This is a genomic window from Streptomyces sp. NPDC001941 (assembly GCF_040296945.1).
Taxonomy (GTDB): Bacteria; Actinomycetota; Actinomycetes; order Streptomycetales; family Streptomycetaceae; genus Streptomyces.
The window spans coordinates 25,005-37,954 of sequence record NZ_JBEOYE010000009.1 but is presented as its reverse complement, the minus strand read 5'-3'; the positions used below and the strand labels follow the sequence as shown (position 1 = coordinate 37,954).

Genomic DNA, 12,950 nt, shown 5'->3' with positions numbered 1-12,950 from the left:
GACGTGTGTACCGGTGATTGAGCCCCGCGGCCCGGGGCACACGCATGTCAGGTCCCGCCGCGTTTCCCCCGTCGCGGCGGGGCCTCTTCGCTTCCCGGGACCCGACCGCCCGGGCACGGGGACCGCCCCGGCCGTCACGAAAGTCCAAGTCCGCACGGCGAACTGTCCGTGGACGCCCCACGGCCGCGTGAGGAGACTGCGGGAGTCGCGGCGGGCCCCTCACGCCGCGCGCCTCCCCTCCCCCACCGGACGGAGCGCTCCGTGACGCCTCACCTCACCCTTGCTTCAAGGCCGTTCACCACTCTGTCGGCCCTGCTCGCCACCGCCGCCCTCCTCCTCGCCGGAGGCGCCGGCGCGGTACCCGCGGGCGCCGCCCCGCAGGCGGCCCGCGCCGCCGCTTCGTACACCATCGCCGTCGGCTCGCCCGTGCCGTACACCCACCCGTCCGACACCCCGGCCAACGGGTACGTCGACAAGGACGGCACCTTCCACTTCCAGCAGTCGGCCGCCCTGTACGGCAAGGACGACCCGCGCCACTGGGAGTTCTTCTCCGGCACCGACTTCGACAGCGCGACGCGCGACGCCGCGATCAGCGACGCGGTGAACCCGGCGAACCCCCAGGACCGGAACGACGACACCACCTGGCGGTGCAACAACAGCCCGACGGGCCGCGAGTCGACGTACGCACCCGCGAACTCCGGCTACGCGCAGCGCAATTACTGCGACCTCTCCGGCGTGTGGGTCGACCCCGACACCGGGGACTGGTACGGGCTCGTGCACAACGAGTTCACCCCGCAGCCCTTCGGCGACGGCATCCACTACGACGCGATCGACTACGCGGTCTCCCGCGACCAGGGCAGGACCTGGGACGTCAAGGACCACGCCATCACGTCCCCGTACAGCACGAAACGCGGGGACAACACGGCCTTCCCGCACGAGACGTACAACTACGGGGACGGCGACCAGCGCCTCTTCGTGGACACCGCGTCCGGCTACTTCTACCTCTACTACGGCTCGCGGATCGTGGCGAAGAACGGCAACTGGGAGGACAGCCTGGCGCACGTCGCCCGCGCGCCCATCGCCGCGAAGATGGCGCCCGGTTCCTGGCGCAAGTGGTACGACGGCGCCTGGTCACAGCCCGGCACGGGCGGTCGCGAAAGCAACATGGTCCCCGTCGACGCCGCCGGCACCACCGGCTACACGCCCGTGTCCGGCGACTACGACCCGGCCAACGCCGGCACCGTCGCCCAGCAGATCGCGGCCGGTGAACTCCCGCCGAAATCACCCCTGTTCGTGATGAACATCGCCTACGACGCACACCTGGGCCTGTACGTCGGGGAGCCCGAGGCCGTGTCGGGCTCCGCGCCGCAGCGCTTCTACGTGACCGACGACCTCGCCACCCAGAAGTGGCGCCTGGCGGGAGACACCGGAAGCTACCGGACCAACTCCTGGTACCGCTGGTTCCTGGACAGTGCCAACCGCACCAACTCCCAGATCGTGGGCCGCGGTTTCCGCTCGTACTGCGTGTGGGAGTGCGCGAACGGCGCCAACGGCGAGTACGTCGACGTGACCATCGACTCCTCGACGCCCGCCGCTCCCCCGGTCGACGCCTCGCGCGCCCACCGCATCGCCGCGGGCGACGGCCGCGTCCTCGCCCAGGCCGCCGGCTCCTCCGCCACGACCTCGGTCGCCACGCCCACCGGATCGCCCCTGGAATCCTGGGTGTTCACCCCGGACGGGGACGGCTCGTACCGGATCTCCAACGCCTCCACCGGGCAGCTCCTCGGCGTCGGCGCCTCGTCCACGGCGGGCCGCGCCTGGGGCGCAAAGCCCAGCGCGACCGCCCAGGCCACCGGCAGGCCGGCCGTCGGCCAGCAGTGGTTCCTCGTCCCCGGCACCACCGCCGACGACGCCCCCACCGGCACGTACCGCCTGGTCAACCGGTACAGCGGCCTGGTGCTCGGGCTGTCCGCGAACGCGGCCCGCACCGCCGAGACCACCCCGACCCGCTCCTGGACCGACACCACGGGCAACCCCGTCGGCGGCAACCGCACCACGGCCGAGCAGACCCTCACGCTCTCGGCGACCGGCCCTGCGCCCGGCGGCGGCTCCCTGGACGGCGTGCACACCCTCACGGCCGGCGGCAAGGCGCTCGACGACCCGGGCCACAGCAAGGACCCGGGCACCCAGCTGGTCACCTGGACGCCCAACGGCGGCGCCAACCAGCAGTGGCGGTTCACCCGCCAGGCCGACGACACGTACCGCATCGCCAACGTCGAGTCCGGCCTGTGCGCCGACGTCGCCGACGGCTCCACCGCGTCCGGCGCCCGCGTCATCCAGTGGACCTGCACGGACGGCGGCAACCAGCGGTGGCGGGCGACCCGGCGGCCCGACGGCACGTACACCCTGGCCTCGGCGGTCAGCGGCCTGCCGATGACCACGGCGTCGACCTCCGACGGCGCCCCGGTGACCCAGCGGACGGACACGGGCTCCGCGCTCCAGCGGTGGACGGTGGGCTGAACACCGAGGTGCGGCACGTTGTGCGGTGCGGACCGGGGGCGTACGTCTCCGGTCCGCACCGTCCGTAGGCCGGGACGTACGTTTCCGGTCCGCACCGCCCGTCGGCCGGGCGTGCGGACCGGAGGCGCAGTCCGGGGGCGCGGGCCGGGGGCGTACGCGAACACTATGAACGCAAACGCCCGGCTCATGGCCAGGCGGCCCCACCCTTCCTAGCATCGCTGCCCGCGCCGCACCCACGTGGCGCGGGAACCCGGCCGCCGCCAGGAAGCGAGTCGTCGACCATGTCCAGCACCCGCTCGACCGCACCACGCCCATGGACCACGCCCCTCGGGCCACCCCGCGCCCGGCTGCGGACGCCGGCCCTCACCCGTACGGCCTCGACGGCCGCCGCGGCGGCCCTCGCCCTCGGCGCGCTCACCGGGGCACCCGCGTCCGCCGCCGACCGCGCGTCCGGCCCGGTCGTCGCCGCGTGCCCGGCCGCCCTCGCGGGCAAGGCCACCTGCTACACCGGCACCGACAGCCACGGCGCCCACTACGCGCTGGCCGTGCCCGCAGGCGGAAACGGCAGGACCCCCTGGAACGGCAAGCTCGTCGTCCACGCGCACGGCGGCCCCGACCTCGGCGACGCGTCCGACCCCGCCCGCAGCGTCGACGACCTGGGCCGGTGGGCGGTCGTGGTGGACCAGGGGTACGCCTGGGCGGGATCGTCGTACCGGCGCGGCGGTTACGGTACGCGGATGGCGGCCGAGGACACGGAGAGCGTGCGGCGCGTCTTCGTGGCGACGTTCGGCCGGCCCCGACGCACGTACGTGCACGGCCAGTCGTGGGGCGGGGACGTCGCCGCGAAGGTCGTGGAGACGTACGGGCGCGCGGGCGGGCCGTACGACGGGGCGCTGCTCACCAACGGCGTCCTGGGCGGCGGTTCGCGCGGTTACGACTACCGGGTCGACCTGCGGGTGGTCTACCAGTACTACTGCCGGAACCATCCCCGGCCCACCGAGCAGCGGTACCCGCTGTGGCAAGGGCTGCACGCTGACTCCACGATGACCGCCACCGGCCTGCGCGCCCGGCTGCGGGAGTGCACGGGCTTCGACGCGGCGCCCGGGGACCGCACCGCCCTCCAGCAGCGCAACCTGGACGACGTCCTGGCCGTCACGAGGATCCCGGAACGCACCCTTGAGTCGCACCTGCGCTTCGCGACCTTCACCTTCCGGGACATCGTCCACACGCGCCTCGGCGACCGAAACCCCTTCGGGAACAAGGGTGTCGTCTACTCGGGCTCGCACGACGACGCGGCCCTGAACGCCGGGGTGGAGCGCTTCGGCCCGGACCCGTCGGCCGCGCGGGACCTCTCGTACGACAGCGACCTGACGGGCCGGGTCGACATCCCCGTACTGACGATGCACGCGATCGACGACCCGACCGCGTTCGTGGAGCACGAGGCGGCGTACCGCGCCACGCTGGAGGGCGCGGGGCGGCAGCGGAACCTGGTGCAGACGTTCACCGACGAGCACGAGCACAGCGAGCTGAGCAACGCGGAGTACGCCAACTCCCTCGCCTCGCTGGACTCCTGGGTGCGTACGGGACGCAAGCCGACCGCCCGCTCGGTGGCCGCGTCGTGCCCGGCGTTCGACCGCGTCTACGGCACGGGCTGCTTCTACCAATCGGCCTTCCACCCGGCGCCCTACGCCTCGCGCGTCAACGCCCGCCCGGGCGGCCTGCGTTGGCCCGCGATGAGCGCGGCGCGGGAGCGGGCGTGGAGCAGGATCCCGGGGGTGGGGATCGCTCCGTAGGATCCGGAGGCCGACCCGGGGTGACGGCGGGGACGGGGACGGGGAGGTTGACTTCGAGTGCACTCCAGCTCATAGCGTCTCGTACCAGCAAGATCGACTTTGTCGAGGCAACCGGCCGAGCAGTCATCGGAGCATTCGAGCGCAGGAGGCACCACCATGAACCACGTCCCCACCCGCCACCTGGGCGGACTCGCGGTCTCCGCCCAGGGCCTGGGCTGTATGGGCATGAGCCACGGGTACGGCACCTCGGACGACGAGCAGTCGATCGCGACCCTGCACCACGCCCTCGGCCTCGGGGTCGGCTTCCTCGACACGTCCGACTTCTACGGCTCCGGGCACAACGAGGAGCTGATCGGCCGGGCCATCGCCGGGCGACGTGACGACGTGGTCCTGGCCACCAAGTTCGGCTTCGCCAACAAGCTCGGCGAGCCGACCCGGCTGCGGGGCGACGCAGCCTACGTCCGCGAGGCGTGCGAGGCGTCGCTGCGCCGCCTGGGCGTCGACCACATCGACCTCTACTACCAGCACCGGGTGGACCCGCAGGTGCCGATCGAGGAGACGGTCGGCGCGATGGCCGAACTGGTCGCCGAGGGCAAGGTCCGCCACCTGGGCCTGTCCGAGGCGGGCGCGGACACCATCCGGCGCGCGCACGCGGTGCACCCGATCGCGGCGCTGCAGAGCGAGTGGTCGCTGTGGACCCGGGACCTGGAGGCGGAGATCGCGCCGCTGTGCCGGGAGCTCGGCATCGGCGTCGTACCGTTCTCGCCGCTCGGGCGCGGCTTCCTGACCGGGAAGTACGCGTCGGTGGCGACCATGGAGGCGGGTGACGTCCGCCGTACGCAGCCGCGCTTCGCCGACGGCAACCTGGAGCGGAACCTGGCGATCGTGGCGAAGCTGGACGAGCTGGCGGAGGCGAAGGGCGTCACGGCCGGGCAGCTGGCCCTGGCGTGGGTGCAGCACCAGGGCGAGAACGTGGTGCCGATCCCGGGCACCCGGCGCGTGAAGTACCTGGAGGAGAACCTGGCGGCACTGCGCGTGGAGCTGACGGCCGAGGACCTGGCGGCGATCGAGGCGGCGGCTCCGGCGGGCGGGGTGGCGGGCAACCGGTACGACGACAACAGCATGGCGTTCGTGAACGGCTGAGCGGGCGGGCGGCGCGCACTCGGGAGGCTCGGGTGCTGGGAGCGGGTAGCGCGTACGGACGCTACAGCGACAACGAAAACGGGACCGGGCGGACGAGAGGTCTTCTCGTCCGCCCGGTCCCGTTGGCGTACGCGCGGTCGCGGGGGCACTCCGGGCCCGTGGGCGTAGGCGCGACCTCGGAGGCCGGGCGCTCCCGGCCCGTCAGGTGGCCGTGGACGCGCGGTGCTGCTCCACCAGCTCGACGGCCTCCTCCTCGGTGGCAACCGAGGGCGGCGAGCCGTTCAGCGGCTTACCGGCCGTCTCCGTCATGAAGAAGACGGCGATGGCGCCGACGGCACCGGCCAGCATCGTGTAGAAGGCGGGCATCAGGTCGTTGCCGGTGGCGCTGATCAGCGCGGCGACGACGAGCGGAGTGGTGCCGCCGAAGAGCGACACGGAGATGTTGAAGCCGACGGACAGCGAGCCGTAGCGCACCTCGGTGGGGAAGAGCGCGGGCAGCGAGGCGGACATCGCGCCGAGGTAGCAGACCAGGGCCAGGCCCAGGATCAGCAGTCCGGCGAAGACGAAGGCCGTGCCGCCGTGCTTGATCAGCAGGAACGCGGGCACCGCCAGGACGACGAACGCGATCGAGCCGGCCATCAGGACGGGCTTGCGGCCGACCCGGTCGGAGAGCCGTCCGACGCTGTTGATCAGCAGCATCAGGATCACCATCACCACGACGATGGACATCAGCCCGCCGGCCTCGCCGAAGCCGAGCTCGGTGAGGTACGTCGGCATGTACGACAGCAGCATGTAGTCGGTGATGTTGAACGCGGCGACCAGCGCGATGCACAGCGCCATCGCGCGCCACTGGCCGGCGAAGGTCTCGCGCAGCGTCCGCTTCGGGGCGTGCTCGACCGAGCCGGACTCCTCCATCTTCTGGAAGGCGGGCGACTCGTCCAGGCGCATCCGCAGGTAGAGGCCGATCAGCCCGAGCGGCGCGGCGACCATGAACGGGATGCGCCAGCCCCACGACTGCATCGAGCTGTCCGAGAGGACCGTCTGCAGGACGGTGACCAGGACGGCGGCGGCCGTGTAACCGATCAGGGTGCCGAACTCCAGGAACGAGCCCCAGAAGCCGCGGCGCTTGTCGGGCGCGTACTCGGCGATGAACGTCGCCGCGCCGCCGTACTCACCACCGGTGGAGAAGCCCTGCACCATGCGGCAGAGGACCAGCAGCACGGGCGCCCAGAAGCCGATCGTGGCGTAGCTCGGGATGAGGCCGATCGCGAGGGTCGCGGCCGACATCATGATCATCGTGAGCGCGAGGATCTTCTTCCGGCCGACGCGGTCGCCGAGCGGCCCGAAGAACATGCCGCCCAGCGGGCGCACCAGGAAGGCCGCCGCGAACGTCGCGAGCGAGGAGAGCGTCTGGGCGGTGGCGTTGCCCGACGGGAAGAACTCCTTGCCGATGATGACGGCGAGGTAGGCATAGACGCCGAAGTCGTACCACTCCATGGCGTTGCCGAGCATCGTGGCCTTGACGGCCCGCGAGACCTGCGCCTCTTCCGTGACCGTGATGTCCGACTTGCGCAGCCGGGGTCGACGGCGGCGCTCGGCAGCGCGGAACAGGGACCGGTGTCGGGACACGGCCTCCGGGTCCGGCTGCGGGTCGGCAGGGGGTGCAGGAGCTTCGGCACTCAAAACAGGATGACCTTCTGTCTCGTACTAACGCCTTACGTAGTAAGAATTTGCCACCCGCGACACGCCGGGCTGCGCGCCGAAGGTCCCGCCGACCAGGGCCGAAAGTCCCGTCGAGGTAGGGCCTAAAGTCACATTCCGGAACGATCATGCGCGGGAGGCGCGGTGCCGCCTGGCCGGTGTCCGGCCTTTGATGTAGGGGGCAAGGAGGCCTTGGTTAATGACGCTAACTAGGTAAATGGCGTTCACCGTGAGGGCTCGCTAAAGGCATAGGACGTTTGCATCACATCGATAGGCCGTTTGAGGGACGGAACGAGCGGTTTCAGGGGCCCTCGCAGCGGGGTCGGGTGCCGGCCTACGCCAGCGGGGTCGAACACCTACGTAGGAGGCTCGCCCCCCCTTCCCGCCCCGCCCTTCGCCCCCTCCCTCGCGCACCCCCGCCCCCAGCGCCGCCGCCCGCAACGCCTCCGCCACCCGCAGCACCGGCTCCGCCGGAACCCCGGGCACACGGGCCAGCAGCACCCGCCGCTGCTCCTGCGGCCCGCCGCGCACCGGCAGGACCCGCACCCGGCGGCGCGGCGTCCGCGAGAGCGGGCGACACGGTGGTCAGCCCGTATCCGGCGGCGACCAGGTGCAGCTTGGCCGGCCAGTCCCGGACGGTGTGCGCGATCTCCGGCCGCTCGTCGAGCCCCGGCCACACCCCCATCAGCCGGTCCTCCCACGAGGACGGCCCCGCGATCCACTTCTGCCCGCGCAGATCCGCGATGTCCACATAGGCGTCGCGGGCCGGCGGGTCGCGCGCCGACATCGCCACGCACAGCGGCCGCTCGGTGAGCGTCTGCAGGACCAGCGGCAGCGACTCCGTCCGGGGCCCGGAACGGCGGCGCCGACGCGAGCAGCGCCAGGTCCAGGCTGCCCGCTCGCAGGACCCGCACGAGCACCGGGGTCGTCCCCTTCTCTACTCACCACCCGCAGCTCTCTCCTCACCACCCGCAGCCCCGGGTCCGTACCCCGCAACGCGTCGAGCACCACCGGCAGCAGCGACGCCCCCGCGCTCGGGAACCAGCCGAGCCGTACCGTCCCGGATGGCTCCGGCATCCCTCCTCAGACCAGCCGCCGGATCTCCCCCCTCACCCGGTAGAACCCGCGCGTCGACGAGTGCAGCGCGTCCACCACGTACCGGGCGCCCGCCTGGCGTATCGCCCTCGGGAACTGGACGTTCCAGCCCGACTCGTAGCCGTCGGATATGACGTGCACCCGCAGGCGTCCGCCCGCCTGGACGCACTCCACGACCACCCCGGAGCCCGGCGCGGGTGCCGCGCTCACCGTGGCTATCGCCGCGGGGCTGGCCGGCGGCACGTACGTCGGCAGGGCGGCGGCGAGCTTGATGTCCTGGGCGACCGGCACCGAACCGGCCTCCGCGGCCTCGATGGCCGCAGGACTGGCGTCGACGCAGGCCAGGGAGCCATCGGTCGACACGAGATAGAGGCGCTCCTCGTGGTACTGCATCGACAGGGCGGAGCCGCCGCCGGTCGACAGCTTCCAGAGGCGCGTGCCGTCGGCGCGGAAGCAGTAGACGGAGGACGACGAGTCACCGGCGAAGACGTACTCGCCGCCCGGTGAGGTGGCGCAGGAGTACACCGCGGCGTCGCACGTGTACGTGGCCTCGACCCGCCCGTCCGTCTTGGCCAGGCGCTGTACGACCCGGCGGCCGGTGCCCGCGTACACGGCGTCGGACTCCTGCCAGCCGAAGAGGACGTTGCCCTGCGTGGCCGTGTGCCACAACTGGCCGGTGCCGTCGGCCGCGTACGCCGTCACGCCCGTACCGTGCCCGTGGTAGACGGCCCGGTCGTCGGCGCGCACCATCCAGGCGCTGTCACCGGCGGAGTTGCGGGACCACTGGAACTCGTCCTCGTGGTCGATGACGGTCAGACCGCCGTTGCGGTCCGCCACGTTGAGCACGCCCTCGTGGATGTCGAGCCAGAAGATGTCCACGTCATCCGCGATGGCGTACGCGGCGAACGGCACCTTGGCCGACAGGTCGTACACCCGGCCGTCGTCGCACCCGGCGTAGATCCAGAAGTCGTCGGCGACCAGGCACTTCACGCCTTCGGGCAGCGAGTAGTGCGCCAGGACCTCGCCGTCGTGGGCGAGGGAGTAGACGTCACCGTTCTGGTTGCCGACCCAGCAGCGGTCGTCGTCCACGTGGATGCCGAAGGCCGAGGCGCCGGTCCGGAAGCGCCACAGGACCGGGGCCGTCGCCCGCGCCGTCGAGGGGGCGGAGGTGACCTGGCGCCGCGTGACCGCTCGGGCGGCGCGCTGGCCCCGCACGGCGGGGGCGTACCCCTTGCGGACCTTCTCCCCTATCTTCTTGGCGGCCGCGGCCCGGGCCTTCTCGGGGGTGGGGAAGCTCGACTGCTGCAGCTGGCCGTCCGCGCCGATCCGCCCGTAGCGGACCGACACGCTGGTGCCCTGCACCGTCACCTCGTAGAACTTGTGGGCACCGCCGCCGTCCTCGGACAGCTCCAGGTACGTCGTCTCCGCCACCTGGCCGGTCTGCGCAGCACTCAAGGCACACCCCTCCCCAACAGCGGGGCAACCTGGCTCGGTTGGCCCCTTCACTGGAGACAACGCTACGGGGCACCACTGACAACGGCCCCCCGAGCCCACCCGCCCAGGCCGCCCGCCCCGCCACCAGGCATGACGCCGGAGGTCCTTCGAGGTGGTGGGCCGACCGGTCCAGGTTCAGGTCCGAGTCCATGACCGCGTACGGCAGACCCACGCCTCCCGCGACACTAATCGCGCACGACGCTCACTCCGCCGAGGAGCCCCCAGGCGTTGACGCGTACGGTCGGTCCGCCCGGCACGCTCGGGCCTTCGTCGCTGACGCCGCCGAGGCGGATGCCGGTGACCAGCACGCGCACGTCGGGGCGCACCCTCAGCTTGACGCCGCCGATCAGGCTGAGCTTGGTGATCTTCAGCTCGGAGCCGTCGGGAACGTCGACGCCGGTGAGGTCGATGTCGGCGCCGCCCACGAGCGAGACGGTGAGGGTCTTCTCGTGCACCTGCTTGCCTTCGAGGCGCGTGCCACCCATGAGACTGACGTGGACGTCGGTCTTGTCGGACGCTGTGCTCTCACCCTTGCTCATGCTGTCCCCCGTCGGCTCTTGCGGCTTCGTCATGCCCTAGAAGGTAAGGGCGGTGGCGCCCTCCGGCACAGTGTCTGGCGTCCGGGTCGGCATATGACAGATGTCAGGTGGGGGCGCTCCCGCAGGACACGGGCACGGCCCGAAGTCCGCACGGACGCGGCTCACTTCGAGCATTGGCCGGACAGCGGTCCGAGACCGGAGCGAGAGAGCCCGATGTGATGATGCGGCGACTCCTCCTCGGCCAATCCCGGGGTCTTCGGGTCGCCGCGCCGTCGCGTCGCCGAGACTTCGAGAGGCCGAGTGTTCGAGACTTCGAGAGGAAGTCACCGTATGCAGTTGTCGCTCACGTGCCTGCGCATCGCCGCCGCCGCGCTCGCAGTCCTGGCCCTGGGCGCCGGCATCACGATCCAGGCGTCACCCGCCGCGGCGGACGACGACTCGTCCCTGCACGGCCGGGGCAACACGGTCTCCATCGGCGCCGTGTTACCCGCCACGGGCAAGGCGATCACGATCGTCGTCACGTACTCCTGCGCGCCGTCCTCGGAGCTCTACCTGAGCGTGGTCTGGCGACTGGCCGACGCGCGCGATGCGCACGTCCGCAGTCCGCGCGGCGTGGGTACGGTGTACCACCCGGGTCTGACGTGCGACGGCCAGAAGCACGACGTCCAGGTGACGGTTCCGGTCCTGCTGGACGACAGCCTTCCGTTCGGTACGGGAGACCCGGTCCGGGTGACCGTACAGCTGAGCAATCCAGAGGGTGCACCGTACGCACGGACGGAGAGGGTCACGACCCTGTGAGGCACCCCATCGAAGACAGCTGAAGACACCCGCGGTCGCCTGTGCGATGCTCCCTCCGTGTCACAACCAGGTTCGGAAACACGCGTGCAGACGGAGCGGTTCACCGAGGTCGAGGCCGCGGACGGACAGCGGTTCCCGCTGCTCGGCTTCCCCCGACCGGAGAACGACAGTCCGGTGGTCCTCATCGCCCCGGCAATGGGCACCCCGGCGGGCTTCTACCGACGCTTCCTGTACGAGTTGCACGGCGCGGGCGCCACGGCCCTGGTCCTTGACCACCGGGGCAGCGGGGACCGGTCGCAGGCCCCTCGGGACACCGCCTACCACCACCTGGTGGGCGACATCGGCGCCGCGATCGGTGCGATCCGCACGAGCAGGCCCGAGGCCTCGGTCACGGTCTGCGGACACAGCCTCGGCGGCCAACTCGCACTGGTCCAGGCAGCCCTGGCCGGCGAGCGCGCCGAACCCGCGCCGGACGCCGTGGCCATCGTGGCCGCAGGTTCCGTCCATCACCGGGCGTACGGCTCACGCTCCCTCGGGCTGCTCGCCGCGACGCAGAGCGCGGGGCTGATCGCCACCGTGCTAGGCCACTGGCCCGGCCACCGCCTGGGCTTCGGCGGACGCCAGCCCACCGGGGTCATCCGCGACTGGGCGCACCAGGCGAGGACGGGCCGCTACCGGGTGAACGGCACCGACACGGAGGCCGCCCTCCAGCGCCTGCGCCTGCCGCTGCTCGCGGTGGACGTGGAGGGCGACCACATGGCCCCACCGGGCGCGGTCACCCACCTCTGCGACAAGGCCCCTCACGCCCGCCTGGAACGCCGCGCCTACACGCGCGCGGAGGCGGGCGAACCGGTGGACCACTTCCGCTGGGCACGCCACGGAGGACCACTGGCGAGGGACCTGGTGCAGTGGGCGCGGGCGTCGCGGGACGAGGCCTAGCCGGCGCTCTGCCCGCCCCACACCACGATGGGCTCAGCAGTTCACCCTCAGTCGGCGCCCGCCAGGTACGGCCGGATCCGCGTCACGAGCACCTCGGAAGCGGCGAACTTCAACTGGGTTTGCGGTGCCTGCACGATAACGTGCATCGCCTCCTCTTCCCGGACCATGGCGATGTGCGCGTCGCGCACATCGGCGTTCCACCCTGCGACAGCCAGGTCCCGAACCCCTGTGAAGCGCAAGAAGAATTCCACAGTGTTGTACGGCTTATCCGCCCAATCGGCCGGCGGGTTATCCGGAAGGACACGGGTGTCGAAACCAAATGTCACCGAGACGCCCCGCTCGTCGAACTGCGCATAGAAGAGCACGCATTCATCAAGCGCCGGCGGGTCTCCATAGAGCTCCGAGAGACCATTCTCCGAGAAAATCTTCGAGGTCCAGTCAGATGCGGCCATGGAAATTCTTCTCGTCGGTTGCGGGCAGTGAGCGGTAACGGAGAGAGTCCATCCGCTTAGTGAAGATTCTAGGCCCCTCGTCCGTTCCATCTACGCCCATCTTGAAGGCGCTCACGTGCCCCAGACGTACGGAGGAAGCGCTACGGAAACCCAGATCGACGCCGTCACCAGCCACACTCACGGTCACTCTTCCCTGTTCGCCCAGCGCCGCAATCGCCATGCGGACCGGAGCCACGGAAGGAGCCCAATCCCTCAAAACGAAATCTGACACAGCGATGAACTGCAAGTGGCACTGGACCGTGTCCACGTCCACGCCTTCCCACTGGGATGGCAAGGTGGAAGGGAAAGTGGAAAGGTCCACTCTCAACGTGACCATCGGACCGTGCCAGTCGAGATGAAAGGACCTCAGCCTAAACACGTCCAGCGGCGGCACATTTCCGTAGAAGGACGCCAGCTCCCCTGGGTTCAATAGCATG

General features: G+C 71.3%; 10 protein-coding genes and 1 pseudogene. 5 read left to right on the top strand and 6 right to left on the bottom strand.

Annotation, left to right across the window (positions count from 1 at the left end; all coding sequences use genetic code 11):
- Window positions 1–261: 261 nt before the first annotated feature.
- From ABT160_RS10060 to ABT160_RS10050, 3 genes are all read left to right on the top strand, one after another.
- Window positions 262–2,520 (top strand): RICIN domain-containing protein, encoded by a 2,259-nt coding sequence (locus tag ABT160_RS10060; protein WP_351645924.1) that lies wholly within the window; start codon window positions 262–264, stop codon window positions 2,518–2,520.
- A gap of 281 nt (window positions 2,521–2,801) precedes the next feature.
- Complete coding sequence (locus tag ABT160_RS10055) at window positions 2,802–4,313, top strand: hypothetical protein (protein ID WP_351645921.1); 1,512 nt, start codon at window positions 2,802–2,804, stop codon at window positions 4,311–4,313.
- Window positions 4,314–4,469: 156 nt separating this feature from the next.
- Complete coding sequence (locus tag ABT160_RS10050) at window positions 4,470–5,456, top strand: aldo/keto reductase (protein ID WP_351645920.1); 987 nt, start codon at window positions 4,470–4,472, stop codon at window positions 5,454–5,456.
- Between the two features lie 201 nt (window positions 5,457–5,657).
- Here ABT160_RS10050 and ABT160_RS10045 read toward each other — a convergent pair whose 3' ends face one another.
- The 4 genes and pseudogenes from ABT160_RS10045 to ABT160_RS10030 all read right to left on the bottom strand — a co-directional run bounded on the left by ABT160_RS10045 (window position 5,658) and on the right by ABT160_RS10030 (window position 10,318).
- The gene (locus ABT160_RS10045; protein WP_351645918.1) at window positions 5,658–7,085 is read right to left on the bottom strand and encodes an MFS transporter; all 1,428 of its coding nucleotides are present in this window, start codon (window positions 7,083–7,085) and stop codon (window positions 5,658–5,660) included.
- 489 nt (window positions 7,086–7,574) lie between these two features.
- Window positions 7,575–8,237 (bottom strand): annotated as a pseudogene (locus ABT160_RS10040) (LysR substrate-binding domain-containing protein); the annotation flags it as partial.
- A gap of 3 nt (window positions 8,238–8,240) precedes the next feature.
- Window positions 8,241–9,707, bottom strand: coding sequence for a WGR domain-containing protein (locus ABT160_RS10035; RefSeq protein ID WP_351645916.1), 1,467 nt, complete (start codon window positions 9,705–9,707; stop codon window positions 8,241–8,243).
- A 224-nt stretch (window positions 9,708–9,931) separates the two neighbouring features.
- Window positions 9,932–10,318 (bottom strand): hypothetical protein, encoded by a 387-nt coding sequence (locus ABT160_RS10030; RefSeq protein WP_351645915.1) that lies wholly within the window; start codon window positions 10,316–10,318, stop codon window positions 9,932–9,934.
- A gap of 297 nt (window positions 10,319–10,615) precedes the next feature.
- Here ABT160_RS10030 and ABT160_RS10025 point away from each other — a divergent pair, with 297 nt between their 5' ends.
- Window positions 10,616–11,083, top strand: coding sequence for a hypothetical protein (locus tag ABT160_RS10025; protein WP_351645913.1), 468 nt, complete (start codon window positions 10,616–10,618; stop codon window positions 11,081–11,083).
- 84 nt (window positions 11,084–11,167) lie between these two features.
- A complete protein-coding gene (locus ABT160_RS10020) occupies window positions 11,168–12,022 on the top strand; it encodes an alpha/beta hydrolase family protein (protein ID WP_351645911.1) in 855 nt (284 codons plus the stop codon).
- A 47-nt stretch (window positions 12,023–12,069) separates the two neighbouring features.
- On the opposite strand, the gene ABT160_RS10015 is transcribed toward ABT160_RS10020, so the two are convergent.
- Together ABT160_RS10015 and ABT160_RS10010 are read right to left on the bottom strand one after the other, a co-directional pair.
- Entirely contained in the window at window positions 12,070–12,474 is a 405-nt protein-coding gene (locus ABT160_RS10015) for an Imm50 family immunity protein (protein WP_351645910.1), read from the bottom strand.
- A complete protein-coding gene (locus ABT160_RS10010; RefSeq protein ID WP_351645909.1) occupies window positions 12,461–12,949 on the bottom strand; it encodes an Imm50 family immunity protein in 489 nt (162 codons plus the stop codon). Before ABT160_RS10010 ends, ABT160_RS10015 begins: the two co-directional genes overlap by 14 nt.
- Between the last annotated feature and the right edge of the window lies 1 nt (window position 12,950).

Excerpts from the sequence above, each read along its gene's own strand:
- ABT160_RS10030 (WP_351645915.1), bottom strand. The coding sequence starts at position 10,318 with ATGACGAAGCCGCAAGAGCCGACGGGGGACAGCATGAGCAAGGGTGAG.
- ABT160_RS10015 (WP_351645910.1), bottom strand. The coding sequence starts at position 12,474 with ATGGCCGCATCTGACTGGACCTCGAAGATTTTCTCGGAGAATGGTCTC.
- ABT160_RS10050 (WP_351645920.1), top strand. The coding sequence starts at position 4,470 with ATGAACCACGTCCCCACCCGCCACCTGGGCGGACTCGCGGTCTCCGCC.
- ABT160_RS10025 (WP_351645913.1), top strand. The coding sequence starts at position 10,616 with ATGCAGTTGTCGCTCACGTGCCTGCGCATCGCCGCCGCCGCGCTCGCA.
- ABT160_RS10055 (WP_351645921.1), top strand. The coding sequence starts at position 2,802 with ATGTCCAGCACCCGCTCGACCGCACCACGCCCATGGACCACGCCCCTC.
- ABT160_RS10010 (WP_351645909.1), bottom strand. The coding sequence starts at position 12,949 with ATGCTATTGAACCCAGGGGAGCTGGCGTCCTTCTACGGAAATGTGCCG.